The organism is Aquibium pacificum (assembly GCF_040839445.1).
GTDB classification, from domain to species: domain Bacteria; phylum Pseudomonadota; class Alphaproteobacteria; order Rhizobiales; family Rhizobiaceae; genus Aquibium; species Aquibium pacificus.
This window is the reverse complement of the sequence record NZ_JBDPGJ010000003.1, coordinates 687,156-703,717: the sequence shown is the minus strand read 5'-3', so window position 1 is coordinate 703,717 and position 16,562 is coordinate 687,156. Positions and strand designations below refer to the sequence as shown.

Below are 16,562 nucleotides of genomic sequence, written 5' to 3'. Positions count from 1 at the left end.
TTCTCATGAGGCGACGCCGGCCCATTCAAAAGCGACGTCGCCTTTGGGCAAGAGAATTGCCGGATGCGCGAAGCCTTGCGGAAGCCGCGGCGCGATCACCACCAGTGATGCATGCCCGCCGTTTGCCACAGGAGCGTCAGGATCGCCCCGGCCGACGCGACGACCACTGCGATGACCACGAGGGACGTCACCCCCACGAGGCACGCGACCGCGAAGAGAATGCCGTCCCGTTCGGACAGCGCTAGGCCGATCAGCGCGGTGGCGAAGGCGGGAAGCCAGTTGCCAAGAGGAATGGGAAGGAAGACGGCGATGGAGAGGATCAGGGCGATCACGCCGATGACGCGGTCGCCCCGCCTGCGCCAGAAGGGCCAGTAGCGCGGCTTTATCAGCCGCTCGAGCTGCATGAGGCGAGGGACGGCCCTGGCGGCGAAATTCTGGAAATGATCCGCGCTGACAGATTTGCGCATCAGGAAGGCGGGCAGCCATGCGGTCCTGTTGCCGAAAACCATCTGCGCCGAAACGATGATCAGTGGCAGCCCAAGGATGACGGACGCGCCGGGGGGCAGCGGAAGCAAGTTGAAAGACGCGAAGAAGACGAGAAGGGCGGCGAAGCTGCGATCACCCAGCGCGTCCCGAACGGCTTCGACGGTAACCTTGCCATCGGCCTCCGCGGCCAGGCGCATGAACACCTCGGACAGTCTTCTCGGCCTGCGCCGGCGCAGGGCCGGCTGGCTTATGCGCGGGTTCATTTCGTTCATCCACGGTCCCCACGGCAGGCAAACCCGTCGGCGCGCCTGCCACCGCCCTCGCGTCCATCCTGCATCGCCAGCGGTTAATCCTTGATGACAAAACGCCACCCGGTACCCTGGGTGCTCCGATTGCCGGGGCTACGCGCGGATTTCGGCTGTTTCGTGTTCAGCCATCATGGCATGATCGTCAGGAGATGCCGCCCGCGTCGCGCAGCGCGGGTTCGAGGTCGCCGTAGCCGGTCCGGCGCTTCTCGTAGCGGAGCCCGAGCATCGCGGCCGCGCTCCTGGCGACATCCTCAAGGCCGTCGTCATCGGTCTGGGCGAGGTAGACGAGCTTTTCGTAGTGCCCGAAGTAATCCTTCGCCAATTCGGGATGACGGTCGAGGCCGAGCGGCTTCATGAAGAAGGCGTCGAACTGGCGGCAGAGGAAATCGGTCATGTAGAAGGTGGTCATGTCGCCATCGCCGATCGCCTCGAAGGCGGAGAGCCCCTGATAGAAGGCGAAGCAGTGCGGTCCGGCGATGCGGGCAACGCCGTGCTTCTCGCAGACGCGGTCGAGCATGCCGCCCGTGCCGCAATCGGCGTAGCCCACGAAGATATGCTCCCAGCCTTCGGCCCGCGCCCTGTCGAGCGCGGCGTCCATGGCGGGAGGAATGCGGTCGGGGTAGTAGTGGAGTTCGGCCGGCAGGCAGGTGAGTTCCAGGTGCTCGAGTCCAAGCCTGGATTTCACCGCCAGCACCTCGCGCGCGATCATACCGCAGGCAATCACCAGCACGCGCCCGGGTCCGCGCTCTTCGGCGCGCGGCATCGATTGCGTGGAACCAATCAGGTTCATCGCCGTTTCGCGGGATAGGACTTCGACAGCACGAAAGAGAACCGTCTCATGACAACCTCTCGCTACGCAGCCGTCTGCGCTCTCATCTGCGTGATGGCGCTTTCGGCCTGTGCCAACACGGTGCGGGGCATCGGCCGCGACGTCAATGCTACCGCCGACGCGGTCGAAGACTCGATCGACTGACGATCTAGCCTACACCTCCCCCGCCTTGCGGCGGGGGAAGGCGCCCCAAGCCATCGCGGGCATCGGCTTGCCCGGAGCCTCTGAGGGTCGCTCAAGCAACCCTGACGTTGTGCCTGCGCTTCATGAAATCCTTGGCGGTTTCGACGGCGACAGCGGCGTCGCGGCAATAGGCGTCGGCACCAACGGCCTTGCCGAACTCCTCGTTGAGCGGGGCGCCGCCGACCAGAACGACGTAGTCGTCGCGGATGCCCTTCTCCTTCATCGTGTCGATGACGACCTTCATGTAGGGCATGGTGGTGGTGAGAAGCGCAGACATGCCGAGGATGTCGGGCTGGTGCTCCTCGATCGCGGCGAGATACTTTTCCACCGGATTGTTGATGCCGAGATCGATGACGTCGAAGCCGGCGCCCTCCATCATCATGCCGACGAGGTTCTTTCCGATGTCGTGGATGTCGCCCTTGACGGTGCCGATCACCATCTTGCCCTGCTTGGGCGCGCCGGTGGCGGCGAGCAGCGGGCGCAGGATGAACATGCCCGCCTTCATGGCGTTGGCGGAGAGCAGCACCTCGGGAACGAACAGGATGCCGTCGCGAAAATCCTCGCCGACGATGCGCATGCCTTCCACCAGAGCCTCTGTCAGCACCTTGTAGGGCGCCCAGCCGCGCTCAAGCAGCAGGTTCGTGCCTTCCTCGATCTCCTCCTTCAGCCCGTCGTACAGATCGTCATGCATCTGCTGGACGAGTTCGTCGTCGGAGAGTTCGGAGAGGATGATTTCGTCGTCGGACATCGGGCTGCTCCAGAGGAAGCGTTCGACAAGGAGGGATTGTCCCCTACCTAACGGCCAATGTGTATTCGGCAAGGGCAGGGGCGGCATAGCCGGTTTGCGACGTCCTAAGCGACGAAAGCGACCGGAAAACAACGCGTTTCCGTGTCGATTTTGCGACAAGTCTTGGCGTTTGCGGGACGGTTCGGACAAGGTCGATGGCTACGATCCGGCACGGTGGCCGACATGGGCGCGTGACCCGTTTTCAGGATAGGTTCAATGGACGACAATCTGGCAGCCGAACAACAGGCCGGCGCGGGCCGGCGTGCGCGCGGCGACCGCGGCGGCGCATCGGCCCGCCGTGCCGCCCGCTCGGGAGGCGGTCCCGGCATCCAGCAGTCCTATTTCGACCGCAAGATCAAGGTCTACGAGGTCCTGGACGAGGAGGGGCTCGCCCTGATCGAGGGGAACGCAGACCTGATCCTCGAGGAGATCGGCATCGAATTCCGCGACGACGCCGAAGCGCTCGCGATGTGGCGCGAGGCCGGGGCCGACGTCAGGGGAGAGCGCGTGCATTTCCCGAAGGGGCTTTGCCGCTCGCTCCTGAAGAGCGCTCCGCCTGTCTTCACCCAGCATGCCCGCAATCCCGCCAGGTCGGTGCAGATCGGCGGCAACGCCACCGTGTTCGCCCCCGTCTACGGACCGCCCTTCGTGCGCGACCTCGACGGCCACCGCCGCTATGCCACCATCGAGGATTTCCGCAACTTCGTGAAGCTCGCCTACATGGCGCCGTCGATCCACCATTCGGGCGGCACCGTCTGCGAGCCGGTCGACGTGCCGGTCAACAAGCGTCACCTCGACATGGTGCACGCGCACATGACGCTGTCGGACAAGCCCTTCATGGGATCGGTCACCGCGCCGGAGCGGGCGCAGGACACGGTGGACATGGCGAAGATCCTGTTCGGCGATAAATTCGTCGAGGAGAACACTGTCGTCATCAACCTGATCAATGCCAATTCGCCGATGGTCTTCGACGAGACCATGCTCGGAGCTGCCAAGGTCTACGCCCGCAACAACCAGGCCACGATCATCACGCCGTTCATCCTGGCCGGCGCCATGAGCCCGGTGACGGTGGCCGGCACGCTGACGCAGGTGCTGGCCGAGGTGCTGGCGGGCGCCGCCTTCACCCAGCTCGTGCGGCCGGGTGCGCCGGTGCTTTTCGGCACCTTCGCCTCGTCGATCTCCATGCAGTCCGGCGCGCCGACCTTCGGGACGCCGGAACCGACGCTGGTCTCCTACGGCGCGGGCCAACTCGCCCGCCGGCTCGGCCTGCCGTTCCGCACCGGCGGTTCGCTCTGCGCCTCCAAGATTCCCGATGCACAGGCCGCCTACGAAAGCGCCAACACGCTGAACTCGACGATGCTGGCCGGCACCAACTTCGTGCTCCACTCCGCCGGCTGGCTCGAGGGGGGGCTCGCCTCCTGCTACGAGAAGTTCATGATGGACATCGACCAGCTCGGCATGCAGCAAAAACTCGCCCAGGGCGTCGACCTGTCCGAGAACGGCCAGGCGCTGGACGCCATCCGGGAGGTGGGACCGGGTAGCCACTATCTCGGCTGCTCGCACACCCAGGCGAATTTCCAGTCGGCCTTCTATCGCTCTTCCATCGCCGACAACAATTCCTACGAGCAGTGGCAGGCGGAAGGCGAGAAGCGCGCCGAGAACCGCGCCAACGAACTCGCGCGCCGCTGGCTGGAGAGCTACGAGGCGCCGGCGCTCGACGAGGGGATCGCCGACGGGCTGAAGGATTTCATCGCAAGGAAGAAGGAGTCCATGCCCGACGCCTTCACTTGAAAGGAGCCCGAGACAGGCCGGGCTAAAGTGGCCGACATCATCCACAAGGAAGTCTGGAGAAGCGCCTTCTCCGGAGAGCCGAAACGGCGCTGACGCCAAAGCCGTCCCCCGCCGGCGGATGCTCCGCCATCCGCAACTTTACATATCTTTACGTTTGGCAGCGGACTGCCCTTGTCCTGGATCAAGGACCGGCGTCCATTCAATGCAACATTCGGGCATCGCCATCTTCTGTTGGAGAAGCCCCATGTCCGTCGCCCGTCCCGCAGGGTATACGACCGCCCAGATCATCCTCCATTGGGTCATAGCGGCCCTCTTCGTTTTCCAACTCGTCTTCGGGGAGGACATCGTCTCGGCCTACCGCGCCTATCGCCAGGGCGCGACGCCCACGGACGCGGCCATTTTCGACGCGAACATCCATGTCTATATCGGGCTGACCGTGCTCGTCCTCGCGGCGATCCGGCTCATTCTGCGTTTCCGCTACGGCGCGCCACCCGCGCCCGCCGGCGAAAGCAATGTCCAGAAGGCGATCGCGCATACAGCGCATGCTGTACTCTACCTTGCGATCTTCGGCATGCCGATCAGCGGAGCGATCGCGTGGTTCGGCGGAATTCCCGAAGCGGGCGAGGTTCACGAGCTTGCCAAGCCGGTCCTTATCGCGGTGGTCGTCATCCATGCCGCTGGAGCGCTGTGGCAGCATTTCGTCGCGAAGACCGACGTGCTGACGCGCATGGTGAAGCCGAGGAGCGACGCCCGCGCCTGAAATCGGCTTCGGCCAACGGAGCGCCCTTGAACCTTCGGGCGGCGTGATGCGAAAAGGCGGTGCAACCGGAAGGAGCCCGCCTTGACCAAGCGCATGATCAAGATCCAAACCGCCGACGGCACATGCCGGGCCGGCCTGTTCACGCCGAACGGTGAGGCGAAAGCCGCCGTCATCCTCTACATGGACATTTTCGGGCTTCGCCCGGCGCTGGACGAGATGGCGGGACGGCTGGTCGCGGCGGGATATGCCGTGCTCGTGCCCGACCTGTTCTACCGGTTCGCGGACAAGCCCGAATTCGACACCAAAGCGTTTGCCGACGACGACAAGAAGGCGCAGCTCTTCGGCATGATGCGCGAGACGACGCAGGCCAAAACCATTGCCGATACCGGCGCCTTCCTCGACGCGCTGTCGGCGGAGGGATTTTCCGGCCCGGCAGGCGTCACGGGCTACTGCATGGGCGGGGCGCGCGCGCTGAACGCCGCCGGGGCCTATCCCGATCGCATCGCCGCCGCGGCCAGCTTCCATGGCGGCAACCTCGCGACGGACGCCGAGGACAGCCCGCACCGGCGCGCTACCGACATGAAGGGCCGTATCTATGTCGGCGCGGCCGGCGTCGACGGCTCCTTTCCGCCCGAGCAGGCGGGGCTTCTGGAGCGGACGCTGCGCGAGGCGGAGGTCGACCACGTCATCGAGAACTATGTCGGCATGAAGCATGGCTGGTGCGTGCCCGACCATTCCGTGTTCGACGCGGCCGGCGCGGAGCGTCACTGGAAGCGGCTGATCATGCTGCTCGACGAGACGCTGGCGGCCTGACCGGCGCGAAGCGGGAGGCCGTAAGGGGATGGCCGCGATCGATCCCGCCGCTCTGGCCGCAGCGCTCGACGTTCACGGGCTGATCGCGCGCGGTTGCGTCGACCTCGATCCCGCGGAAGCCCCCGTCGGGATCGATGGCCGTCCGGCGGCATGCGTGCTGCTCGTCGGGCATGCCGGCGGAGCGGTCTGGCCGCATTTCTCGCGCTGGCGAGGGGTACGGCCTTCGTCGCTCGCAAATCCACTCGATGCGTGGTCGCGCGAGGTTCTAGATGGTGTGGCGGGGCAGTTCGGGGCGAAAGCCGTCTTTCCGTCCGACCGGCCCTACCTGCCGTTCCAGCAATGGGCGATGCGGGCGGAAGGGCTCAAGCCCTCGCCTCTCGGCATCCTCATGCATCCCGAGTACGGGCTCTGGCACGCCTACCGGGGTGCACTGCTGTTTGGCGAGCCACTCGCGGCGGTCTTCGCCATCCACGATGATGGGGCGAGGGCGCCTGTTCACCTCTGCGACGCCTGCGCGGCAAAGCCGTGCCTCAAAGCCTGTCCGGTCGCCGCCCATTCGATCGAGAGTTTCGACTACGCCGGATGCGTCGATCATGTCCGGTCGCCGGGCGGTGGCGACTGCCGGTCGTTCGGGTGCCTCGACCGGAACGCCTGTCCCTTCGGCGCGCAGCACCGCTATTCAGCCGAACAGCAGGCGTTCCACATGGCGGCTTTCGCAGGGTTGTGAAGCGCTAATCCGGCAGTCCCGCCTTGGCGAGGCCTTCGAGCACTCGCTCCCAGTCGGCGGGGTCCTTGTAGGGAAGCACGCGGCCGCGGTGTTCGAGCGAATAGCTGGGATTGACGCGGAACACGTCCCTCCAGACAGCCCGCGCCTCGTCGAACAGGCCGAGGTGGCCGCAGGCGGAGGCGAGCATGACCCGCGAGATGTCGGTTTCGGGACAAAGGGCAATGCGTTCGCGCAGGATCTTGGCAGCCATCTCGTAATCCCCGCGCATGAAATGCGCGTGGCCGAGGAAATGCAGCCACATGTCCGGATAGCGCGGGTTCAGCACCATCGCCTTCTCGAGATTGGCGATCGCCTCGTCCGGCTGGTGCAGGTAGACGAGCATGTTGCCGCGCGTGACAAGCGTTTCCGCGTCGCCGGGGCTCAGTTCCGCCGCCTTGTCGAGGACGGCGGCCGCCTTGTCCATGTCGCGCTCCCACAGCAAGGTGACGGCGAGCGCGCGATGCGCCAGGGCGTCGTCGGGGCCGAGTTCGACCGCCTTGCGGGCCGTGGCGAGGGCGAATTCCAGTGTCTCTTTCGGGTGTTCCGTCCAGTTGTTGACGTAGGCCAGGATGTTGGCGAAGGCGAGGCCGGAGCGTGCGAAGGTCAGGCCGGGATCGAGCTTGACGGCCTGCTCGAACAGCTTCGAGGCTTCCATGAGCCGTTCGCGGTTCACCTTGCCCAGGAGGTCGCGGCCGCGCAGCGTCAGGTCATAGGCCTCCACGTTCGGCGAGGCCCGCCCACCGATGCGATCCTTCTCCTCGAGCTTCAGACGGACCTTCAGCTCCTGGACGATGTTCATGGTGATCTCGTCCTGGATGGCGAAGATGTCTTCCAGCACGCGATCGTAACGCTCCGCCCAGACGTGTCCGCCGGTGGCGCCGTCGATCAGCTGCGCGGTGACTCGAACGCGGTTGCCTGCCTTGCGGACGCTGCCTTCCAGCACGTGCCGCACGCCGAGGTCGCGGGCGACCTGCTTAACGTCCACCGCGCGGCCCTTGTAGGTGAAGGAGGAGTTGCGCGCGATGACCATCAGGGACGACAGTTTCGACAGGTCGGTGATGATGTCTTCGGTGATGCCGTCGGAAAAATAATCCTGGTCCGAATCGCCGCTCATGTTGTCGAAGGGAAGAACCGCTATCGAGGGCGTGTCGGCGATGATCATGCGCCGGGCGCCGGACGTATTCTCGCCGGGCTCGTCAAGCCCGACGCTGTAGGTGCGCACGGGCTCGGACAGGTTCTTCACCTCGCGCAGACCCCGATCCTCGAAGGAGAGGTCGAGCTTGTCCTTAACCTGGTCGTGGACGGTGGCCGAGATGCAGATGCCGCCGGCCTGTGCGATACCCTCGATGCGCGCGGCCACGTTGACGCCGTCGCCGTAGAGGTCGTCGCCCTCCACGACCACGTCGCCGACGTTTATGCCGATGCGTAGGTCCATGCGCTCGTCGGCCTCGACGTCGACGTTGCGGCGCCTGATCTCGCGCTGAAGGTCGACGGCGTATTGCACCGCGTCGACGGCACTCGGGAATTCGCCGAGAAAGCCGTCCCCAGTCGACTTGACCAGCCGGCCGCCATATTCGTCGAGCTTGGGGTCGATCAGTTCGCGCCGCAGGCGCATCAGCCTTTCGAGCGTGGCGCTCTCGTCGGCGCGCATCATTCGGCTGTAGCCGACGACGTCGGCCACCAGGATCGCCGCGAGCCGGCGCTGCACGCGAAGCTGGCTCACGCTTGCGGCCTTTCCCTGTTCTGCGATTCCATTCATAGATACCGACGCATGCGGGAGGTGTCCATCAGACCGGGCGTGGGCGGGGCGAGGGACGGGAGCCGGCGCTTTCCGACCCGGCTCCTATGTGGTTCCGGACCATGCCTTCCACAAGACCGCCGGGAGGTCTCATGACATCAACTGAACGCGAGAAGATGGCGGCCGGCGAGTGGTACACCTGCGTCGACCCGGAACTCGACGCGCTGCGCGAGACGGCGAAGGCCGCGGTGCATTCACACAACACACTGGCGCCGGACGCGCGCGGGCCGATCGCACCCTTGCTCGCGGCGCTTTTCGGCGGCGTGGGAACGGATGTGCTGATCGAGGCGCCATTCCATTGTCCCTATGGTTTCAACATCTTCCTGGCGGATGGCGTGTTCATCAATGCCGGCTGCGTCATCCTCGATTCGGCGAGGGTGTCGATCGGGAGACGGACGATGCTCGGGCCGGCGGTGCAGATCTACTGCGCCGACCATCACCGGGACCCGGTGAGGCGCGCGGCAGGCCTGGAGCAGGCGAGGCCGGTGACGATCGGCGAGGATGTCTGGATCGGAGGCGGCGCCATCATCCTGCCCGGCGTGACGATCGGCGACCGGGCGATCGTCGGCGCCGGCTCGGTGGTGACGAAGGACGTGCCCGAGGGAGCGACCGTGCGGGGAAACCCCGCAAGGGTCGCGTAGGGATTTTCTTGCGGCCGACCCAAGGAATGCCGTTTCCGCTTCGTCACAGGTGCGAATGAAGGCGATGCTGGCAGGAGCCGAACCGGAAGACCGCGAACTGCTCGCGCTTGCGCGCGATGGCGATCGCGCGGCCTTCGCGCGGCTGGTCGAGCAGCACTACGACTTCATCTACCGGGTGGCCTGGCGCTGGTGTGGCCGCAAGGCGGACGCGGAAGACATCGCGCAGGAGGTTTGCGTCAGGCTCGGCAAGTCGGTCCGGGGCTTTCGCGGCGAGGGCCGATTCACGACCTGGCTCTACCAGCTGACGCTCAACGCGGCGCGCGACCACGGACGCAAACTTTCGCGCGAGAGCGCGAGGACGTGGGCCTACGCCGTGCACGCGCTGTCGGACGCGGCCGCCGAGCCGGAGCCGGAAGACGCTGTCGATCGTTTGTGGGACGCGGTGCGCCTGCTTCCACCCAAGCAGTGCGAGGCCGTGCTCCTGGTCTACGGCGAGGGCCTGACCCACGAGGCGGCCTCGGACGTCATGGGATGCGCCGAAGCGACGGTGTCGTGGCACATCCACGAAGCGAAGAAGCGGCTGAAGACGCTGATGTCTCAAGCCGGGGAAGACTGACCATGGCAAGGGACGAGTTCGACATCCTGCGCGGCGCGCAGCCACCGAGGCCCGACGAAGCGGCGCGCGAGCGGACGCTGGTCGCCGCGATGGAGGCGTTCGACGAAAATTCTTCCGCGGCGACCCAAGGATCGTCCGGGCCGGTTCGTCACAGCACCAGAGCAACGAGGCTTTGGAGCAGGATCATGGACCGCAAGTTTCTCTCGACCCCGGCGATCGCCAGCGTGCTGGCGCTGCCGATCGCAGGCTACGCCGCCTATTATCTCCTCGCCGAGGGACCACTGTCGCGCGGCGGGAGCAGCGTCTTCGTCGACGGCGGCGGGCGCACGCAAGCCGGCAAAGCGGGCGAGCGCGAGCGGCAGGAGACGGCGGAGATCCCGCGGGATCTGACGGTCTCCGAACCCGCGGTCGAACAGCGGGCGGCGGAAGAGAGTTCCACATTGGATGCGGTCGTGCCGCAGGCCTCGGCGCCGATGGCCCAGACACGGGCGCTGCGCGACGTCGAAGGCGGCGCCGCGAAATTGTCGGCCGCCCCTCCCGCGCCGGCCGGCATCGTCGCGCCTCCCGACATGCTCCCACAGGCGGAGGAGAACCGCGACCGCATCGAAGCCTTCGACACCAACCCGGTGAAGTCGGTTCAGGAGAACCCGGTCTCGACCTTCTCCATCGACGTCGACACGACCTCCTATTCCTTCGTCCGCGCCTCGCTGAAGAACGGCATCCTGCCGCAGGCCGACACGGTGCGGGTCGAGGAGATGGTCAATTACTTCCCCTACGACTGGAAGGGGCCGGAAAGCGCAGACGTGCCGTTCAACTCCACAGTGAGCGTCATGCCGACGCCGTGGAACGAGCACACCAAGCTGATGCACGTAGCGATCAAAGGCTACGACGTGCAGCCGGCGGTGCGGCCGGCCTCGAACCTCGTCTTCCTGATCGACACGTCCGGTTCTATGAACCAGCCCGACAAGCTGCCGCTGCTCAAAAGCGCGTTCCGGCTGCTGGTCGAGCGGATGACGGAAAAGGACACGATCTCGATCGTGACCTATGCCGGCAGCGCGGGAACCGTGCTCGAGCCGACCAAAGGGTCGGAGAAATCAAAGATCCTGGCCGCGCTCGACCGGCTCGATGCCGGCGGCTCGACGGCGGGCGAGGCTGGTCTGCGCGAGGCCTACCGGCTGGCGTCGGAGAACTTCGTCGAGGGCGGGGTGAACCGCGTGTTGCTGGCCACCGACGGCGATTTCAACGTCGGGCAGACCTCTGACGAAGACTTGAAGCGCCTGATCGAGGACAAGCGCCAGAGCGATGTTTTCCTTTCGGTCTTCGGCTTCGGCCGGGGCAACTACAACGACCAGATGATGCAGACGATCGCCCAGAACGGCAACGGCACGGCTGCCTATATCGACACGCTGGCGGAGGCCGAGAAGACGCTGGTGCAGGAGGCGTCCTCGACGCTCTTTCCGATCGCCAAGGACGTGAAGATCCAGGTCGAGTTCAATCCTGCTGCCGTCGCCGAATACCGGTTGATCGGCTACGAGACGCGGGCGCTGGCGCGCGAGGACTTCAACAACGACCGCGTCGACGCGGGCGACATCGGCTCGGGCCATTCGGTTACCGCGATCTACGAGATCACGCCTGCGGGCAGCCCGGCGCGCATGATCGACGACCTGCGCTACGGCGAGGCTGCGACCGACAACGCGACCGGCATCGCCCACGGGGAGGAATATGCCTTCGTGAAGATCCGCTACAAGCTGCCCGGCGAGGACATTTCGAAGCTCATCGAGACGCCGGTGACGCCGGCTAACGAAATCGCCTCCCTGGCGCAGGCCAGCACCGACCAGCGCTTCTCCGTGGCGGTCGCAGCCTTCGGGCAGAAGCTCAGGAATACCGACCAGACAGCCGGTTTCGGCTACGACCGGATCACGGAAATCGCCACCGCCGCGCGCGGCGCCGACCCGTTCGGCTACCGCGCGGAGTTCCTCCAGCTCGTGCGCCTCGCCTCGGCGCTCGACACGAAGCGGTAGTGGCGGTCGGGGCGCGCGGGCCGCTGACCGCGGCGGTTATCCGTGCGCCTTTCGCGGGCGAGTGGGGCCGGCCGGCGGGGCTCGATGCACCGTCGGCCGTTTCCGTGGCCGCGGCAGGCTTGTACGCGCGTGCCTCCGGGGCCATCCTCTGCCGATCGCGGCTGCGAGGACGGACGGACGACGATGGGCGAACTGCACGAATGGGACATCGCGCACAGCCGGCTGCGCTCGATCTCGGCGGCCGAGATCAAGCGGTTCTGGAACGGATATGTCGCCATGCGGAAGCCCGTCCGGATCGAACACGGAAGCCTCTGGTCACGCTGGCGACCCGTCGGCGAGGATCTCGTCATCTCGCTCTATCTGACCAATCGCAGCGTCGGGCTGTTCGTGAGGGGACCGCGCGGCGAGGGCTATCGGACGACGCAGCACCGGCTGTCGGCGCACGAGCCGGAACTCGGCGCCGCGCTCGGCGCCGGGTTGAGAGACTTCAAAGGCTGCTGCCACCTCACCAATCTGCCGCTGCCGGTGATGGACCCGGCAAGCTGGCCTTGCGCCTACGCATGGCTGGCGGAACGCGAGAAGTTCTATTTCACCGTGCTGACCCGGCGGCAGGTTCACGGCCGCATCGATTGAGCGCCGCGGCCGTTCCAAAACGCCTTAGAAAGTGCCCCTTCGAGCGGAAAGTGAGAGCAGGCGCTCGCGATTACGCCCTCGCACGTCGTCTTTCGCGGCGCGCTTCGCCGGCGCCGGTGCCTGCGCCGCTGTTGGCGGCGATCTTGTTGCGGAGGGGGCCGATGCGCGTCACGACCTCGTCGAGTGCCGGGCGCTCGCCGCGATGGTGGGTGTCCAGGGCTTCGCGCATCGCCGCCAGGTGCTGGAATGACGTGCCGCAGCAGCCGCCGATGATCCTGGCGCCGCCGTCCACCGCGAGGCGGACGTAATCCGCCATCAGCTCGGGCGTGCCCGAGTAGTGGATCTCGGCGCCGCGGAACTCAGGTATGCCGCAGTTTCCCTTGACGATGACCGTGGCGTCCGGCTTCGCCGCCGTCATGTCGAAGAGCGAGGCGAGGATGTCGGAGGCGCCGACGCCGCAATTCGCGCCGATGCCGGCGGGTTGTTCGGACAGGCCTTCGGTGACGCCGAAGATATTCTTCGGGGCGAGGCCCATCATGGTGCGGCCCGCAGTGTCGAAGGAGGCGGTGAAGGTGTAGGGCAGGCCGACGCGGATGGCGGCCTCGGCCGCGGCGCGGATTTCGTCGGGCGAGGACATGGTCTCGATCCAGGCCACCTCCGCGCCGCCGGCCTTCAAACCCTCGATCTGTTCGGCGAAGGCCTCTACCGCCTCGTCATAGGTCAGCGCGCCGAGCGGCTGGAGGAGTTCGCCGGTCGGGCCGACCGAACCGGCCACGATCACCTTGCGGCCGGACGCATCCGCGACCGTGCGGGCAAGCTCGGCCGCACGGCGGTTCAGCTCGAACACCCGGTCCTGTGCCCCGTGCAACTTGAGCCGGTGGCGCGTGCCGCCGAAGGAGTTGGTGAGGATGATGTCGGCGCCGGCATCGACAAAACCCCGGTGCAGCGCCTCGATCTTCGCCGGTGCGCTCTCGTTCCAGAGTTCCGGCGCATCGCCGGCTTCAAGCCCCATGGCGAAGAGGTTGGTGCCCGTGGCACCGTCGGCAAGGAGCACGCCTTTTTCGGCAATGAGGGCGTCGATCGGATTCGTCATGTGTCGGAAGCTTTCGGGAGAAGTGTTCTCAAGGGAATGTACGGATAATGATATAAGGAAATCGTTATGTCTCGTCAATCGTGGCCTTGGGCCAGACGCGCCGCATATCCAGCGGCCTCATGCGCGTTGACGGTCGCGGCGCGGATCAGATTGTCGAAGTGCCTGGTAAGCGCGCGGATCGCGGCGGTCGCGTTCAGCACTAGGTACATGTCGCCGGCGTAGATGGCCGCGCGGTAGGGGCCGAAGATCGTGTAGGGGACGGAATAGCGCAGGCGGCCGTCGTAGAGATAGAGCCGTACCGCCGGGTAGAGCTCCTCCAGGAGCTCGGCCATGTGCTCCAGCTGTTGCCGCCGGGCGTCTTCCGGAAATGCCGACCAGACGCCCATGCCGGCGGCAAAAATCTCCAGCACGTGCCGGGGCATGCAGATCTCCATGTCCGTCTCCGGCCGCCGCGAATAGTCTATGCGGTACTGCGTCTCGCCGGCCTGCACCTCTCGACTGCGGCTCGACATGTCGGATTCGTAGTCGATCAGGGCATCGGTGCGCAAAAGGTCGGGGATGCCGGCGGGCACGTAGCGGATCTTGGCGCCGGCGGCCTCGGTATGCCAGCGGGCCAGAAGCGTACGGTCGTAGCCTCCGGTCGCCTCCTCGAGTTCGAGCGTCTCGCGCATCTCGCCCGTCAGCGCTTCGTCCTGCGAGAGGCCGAGGAGCCAGTCGAGCGAGACACGGTGCTCGGATGCGATATTGAGCAGGGTCTCGGCGCGGGGCAGCCGGGTCGAGGCACCCGACAGGAGTTGTGACAGCGCGGAGCGGTCGATGCCGACCTTGGCCGCGAAGGCGGACTGGTTCAGGCCGGATCGCCCCAGCAGGACCTTCAGCCGGTCGCGGAAGATGTCGGAGAGATCCCGCTTGTCCACGACAAATCCACAATTGTTTACAATACACAACATGTGCCTCTTTCGCTGCGCAATGTCAACGAATTGTGTGCTTTTTCGCATTGCAGCACTGGGACGCTGCTGACATCATCCTGTCAGGAATCGGGGGATTCCGAACTCGAACATCATTGACGAGGACATGGAACGTATCTCAGTGGGCGGGGGCGCCCTTCGCATCGAATGGCCAACGGTGGCCTTGATCCTTCTCTGCTACCTCGCCTGGCTGGCGGTCGGACTGCTTGTGTGGCCCGATTGGCCGGTGCTGGCGCTTGCCGGCCTGGGCGTGGTCCTGGCGCTGCAATCGTCTCTGATGCACGAGGCATCGCACGGCCACCCGACCCGCTCGGCGCGGCTGAACGAAGCGCTCATCGGCCTGCCGATAGGCCTCGTCTGGCCCTATCGCCGCTTCAAAACGATCCACCTTCGCCACCATGCGGACGACCGGCTCACGGATCCCTTCGACGATCCGGAAAGCTACTATCAGGCGCTCTGGCAGCACGAGGAACTACCGGGTGCCATGAAAATGGTGCTGCGGGTCAACAACACCATGCTCGGCCGCATGATCCTCAATCCCTGGCTCGGCAGCGTCGGGTTCATCATTTCGGAAGCGCGCGCGATGGCGGCGGGCGACCGTGTCATCCGCAAGGCCTGGCTGCTGCATGCGGCGGGGCTCGTGGTGGTGCTTCCGCTGGTGGCTTACGGGTTCGGGATTCCCGTGTGGCTTTACATCTTGGGGCCTGTCTGGCTCAGTCAGGCGCTGATCTCGGTGCGGACGTTCGCCGAGCACCAGTGGTCGGAACGGCCGGACGGACGCACCATCATCGTGGAGCGCTCGCCGCTTTCGCTGCTGTTCCTTAACAACAACCTGCACCTCGTCCACCACAAGATGCCGAACGTTTCGTGGTATCGCCTCCCTGCGCTGTTTCGCGAGAAGCGCGAGGAATGGATCCGGATGAACGGCGGCTATGTCTTCCCGAACTATATCGCCCTGTTCGGCGCCTTTGCCTTCAAGGCCAAGGAGCCCGTGGTGCATCCCGTGCTGCGCCGCGCGCCGGAGCCCCAGCGTGCCTACCGTCCGCGTGTCCGTACGCGCAGCGTCGGCGGCCTCGGCGGCACCGCGCCGGTCCCGGCAAAGCCGCCGAAAGACTGACGCGGCCATACCGATTCCCGACCCGCGATATCGGCGGGGCTTGCGTTCGTACGCCGGTCCGTCGTTGATGCGCGCATGAGCGACTTCATTGCCGCACTGCCGATGTACGACTGGTCCGAGGTTCGCGGCGAGGTCGATGCCGAGTGGGCGGCGATCCGCGATCGGTTGCGGGCGCAGGGGATCGAGGCGCCGGGGGGGTTGACCCGGCGCAACGGCGACATGCCTGCGGTGCCCGGCGGCATCCGCGACGGGGAAGGGCGGGTGATCGCGCCCGATCCGGCGACGCTGCCGCCGGACGGACTGGACCTGCATACCCTCTGGCGTCATCCGAAGCTCGTCTTCGCCCAGACCTGCTGGGGGCCGATGGAACTCGGCCTGGACAACCACGTGCGGGTCGTCGGGCAGCCGGACTATTCGGCCTATGAGGGCGGGCAGGGGGAGCTCTATTCGAGCGCGGTGCTGATGCGGCGGAGCGAGGCGCCGGAGCAGGGATCTCCGGCGGACGGAAAGGCGAGCCTGCCGCTGGATCTGGTGCGGGGCGGCCGCCTGGCTTTCAACTCTCCCGATTCGATGTCGGGCATCATCGCACTGACCCGCGACCTCGAAGCGTCTGGCGAGTCTCTCTCGCTCTTCGGCGAACGCATCGAAACCGGGTCGCATCGCGCGTCGGCGGTAGCCGTGGCGGTCGGAACGGCGGACCTCTGCGCGGTCGACTGCCGCAGCTGGCATCTCATCCGGCGCTTCGAGCCGAAGGCGGCGGAACTCGTCGTGGCCGGGTGGACGACGCGACGCAAGGGGCTGCCTTATGTCTGTTCGCGGTTGGCGCCCGCCTTCGAATTCAGCATCCGCACGGACGGTTGATTGATCCTCTCCGGTCGACCAGACTGGCAGGGAGCTTTTTGGAGCCGGCAAATCTCCCGGCGGCGCGGGCGAGACGGGTAGACGATGGGGG

Annotated in this window: 17 protein-coding genes; 11 read left to right on the top strand and 6 right to left on the bottom strand. The window is 66.1% G+C overall.

Annotation, left to right across the window (positions count from 1 at the left end; translation table 11 throughout):
• Window positions 1-95: 95 nt before the first annotated feature.
• Both ABGN05_RS15865 and ABGN05_RS15860 read right to left on the bottom strand, forming a co-directional pair.
• Window positions 96-749: an exopolysaccharide biosynthesis protein gene (locus ABGN05_RS15865; protein ID WP_367955003.1), complete on the bottom strand. Its 654-nt coding sequence runs from the start codon at window positions 747-749 to the stop codon at window positions 96-98.
• Between the two features lie 187 nt (window positions 750-936).
• Window positions 937-1,584: a DUF1638 domain-containing protein gene (locus tag ABGN05_RS15860; RefSeq protein ID WP_367955002.1), complete on the bottom strand. Its 648-nt coding sequence runs from the start codon at window positions 1,582-1,584 to the stop codon at window positions 937-939.
• Window positions 1,585-1,632: 48 nt separating this feature from the next.
• Between ABGN05_RS15860 and ABGN05_RS15855 the strand changes: the two genes are divergently transcribed.
• Window positions 1,633-1,767 (top strand): hypothetical protein, encoded by a 135-nt coding sequence (locus ABGN05_RS15855; protein WP_367955001.1) that lies wholly within the window; start codon window positions 1,633-1,635, stop codon window positions 1,765-1,767.
• Between the two features lie 91 nt (window positions 1,768-1,858).
• Here ABGN05_RS15855 and ABGN05_RS15850 read toward each other — a convergent pair whose 3' ends face one another.
• Window positions 1,859-2,554 (bottom strand): cobalamin B12-binding domain-containing protein, encoded by a 696-nt coding sequence (locus tag ABGN05_RS15850; RefSeq protein WP_367955000.1) that lies wholly within the window; start codon window positions 2,552-2,554, stop codon window positions 1,859-1,861.
• Between the two features lie 255 nt (window positions 2,555-2,809).
• Between ABGN05_RS15850 and ABGN05_RS15845 the strand changes: the two genes are divergently transcribed.
• The 4 genes from ABGN05_RS15845 to ABGN05_RS15830 all read left to right on the top strand — a co-directional run bounded on the left by ABGN05_RS15845 (window position 2,810) and on the right by ABGN05_RS15830 (window position 6,684).
• Entirely contained in the window at window positions 2,810-4,384 is a 1,575-nt protein-coding gene (locus tag ABGN05_RS15845; RefSeq protein WP_367954999.1) for a trimethylamine methyltransferase family protein, read from the top strand.
• A gap of 244 nt (window positions 4,385-4,628) precedes the next feature.
• On the top strand, window positions 4,629-5,144 hold the full coding sequence (locus ABGN05_RS15840; RefSeq protein WP_367954998.1) for a cytochrome b: 516 nt from the start codon (window positions 4,629-4,631) through the stop codon (window positions 5,142-5,144).
• An 81-nt stretch (window positions 5,145-5,225) separates the two neighbouring features.
• Complete coding sequence (locus tag ABGN05_RS15835; RefSeq protein WP_367954997.1) at window positions 5,226-5,957, top strand: dienelactone hydrolase family protein; 732 nt, start codon at window positions 5,226-5,228, stop codon at window positions 5,955-5,957.
• Between the two features lie 28 nt (window positions 5,958-5,985).
• On the top strand, window positions 5,986-6,684 hold the full coding sequence (locus ABGN05_RS15830) for a hypothetical protein (RefSeq protein ID WP_367954996.1): 699 nt from the start codon (window positions 5,986-5,988) through the stop codon (window positions 6,682-6,684).
• A gap of 4 nt (window positions 6,685-6,688) precedes the next feature.
• Here the strand turns inward: ABGN05_RS15830 and ABGN05_RS15825 are convergent, their stop codons facing one another.
• Window positions 6,689-8,446, bottom strand: coding sequence for an adenylate/guanylate cyclase domain-containing protein (locus ABGN05_RS15825; RefSeq protein WP_367954995.1), 1,758 nt, complete (start codon window positions 8,444-8,446; stop codon window positions 6,689-6,691).
• 167 nt (window positions 8,447-8,613) lie between these two features.
• On the opposite strand from ABGN05_RS15825, the gene ABGN05_RS15820 reads away from it, so the two are divergent.
• The 4 genes from ABGN05_RS15820 to ABGN05_RS15805 all read left to right on the top strand — a co-directional run bounded on the left by ABGN05_RS15820 (window position 8,614) and on the right by ABGN05_RS15805 (window position 12,432).
• Window positions 8,614-9,162, top strand: coding sequence for a sugar O-acetyltransferase (locus ABGN05_RS15820; protein ID WP_367954994.1), 549 nt, complete (start codon window positions 8,614-8,616; stop codon window positions 9,160-9,162).
• Between the two features lie 55 nt (window positions 9,163-9,217).
• The gene (locus ABGN05_RS15815) at window positions 9,218-9,778 is read left to right on the top strand and encodes an RNA polymerase sigma factor (protein ID WP_367954993.1); all 561 of its coding nucleotides are present in this window, start codon (window positions 9,218-9,220) and stop codon (window positions 9,776-9,778) included.
• Between the two features lie 2 nt (window positions 9,779-9,780).
• Window positions 9,781-11,799: a vWA domain-containing protein gene (locus ABGN05_RS15810; protein ID WP_367954992.1), complete on the top strand. Its 2,019-nt coding sequence runs from the start codon at window positions 9,781-9,783 to the stop codon at window positions 11,797-11,799.
• Window positions 11,800-11,982: 183 nt separating this feature from the next.
• Complete coding sequence (locus ABGN05_RS15805; RefSeq protein ID WP_367954991.1) at window positions 11,983-12,432, top strand: hypothetical protein; 450 nt, start codon at window positions 11,983-11,985, stop codon at window positions 12,430-12,432.
• Window positions 12,433-12,502: 70 nt separating this feature from the next.
• Here the strand turns inward: ABGN05_RS15805 and bmt are convergent, their stop codons facing one another.
• Both bmt and ABGN05_RS15795 read right to left on the bottom strand, forming a co-directional pair.
• Window positions 12,503-13,525 carry a betaine--homocysteine S-methyltransferase gene (gene bmt, locus ABGN05_RS15800; protein WP_367954990.1) on the bottom strand — a complete coding sequence of 341 codons (1,023 nt, stop codon included), beginning with the start codon at window positions 13,523-13,525 and terminating at the stop codon, window positions 12,503-12,505.
• Between the two features lie 74 nt (window positions 13,526-13,599).
• Complete coding sequence (locus ABGN05_RS15795) at window positions 13,600-14,442, bottom strand: helix-turn-helix domain-containing protein (protein WP_367954989.1); 843 nt, start codon at window positions 14,440-14,442, stop codon at window positions 13,600-13,602.
• A gap of 157 nt (window positions 14,443-14,599) precedes the next feature.
• Between ABGN05_RS15795 and ABGN05_RS15790 the strand changes: the two genes are divergently transcribed.
• Window positions 14,600-15,610 carry a fatty acid desaturase gene (locus tag ABGN05_RS15790; protein ID WP_367954988.1) on the top strand — a complete coding sequence of 337 codons (1,011 nt, stop codon included), beginning with the start codon at window positions 14,600-14,602 and terminating at the stop codon, window positions 15,608-15,610.
• Between the two features lie 75 nt (window positions 15,611-15,685).
• Window positions 15,686-16,471, top strand: a complete 786-nt coding sequence (locus ABGN05_RS15785; protein ID WP_367954987.1) for a PhnD/SsuA/transferrin family substrate-binding protein — start codon at window positions 15,686-15,688, stop codon at window positions 16,469-16,471.
• The last annotated feature ends 91 nt before the right edge of the window (window positions 16,472-16,562 follow it).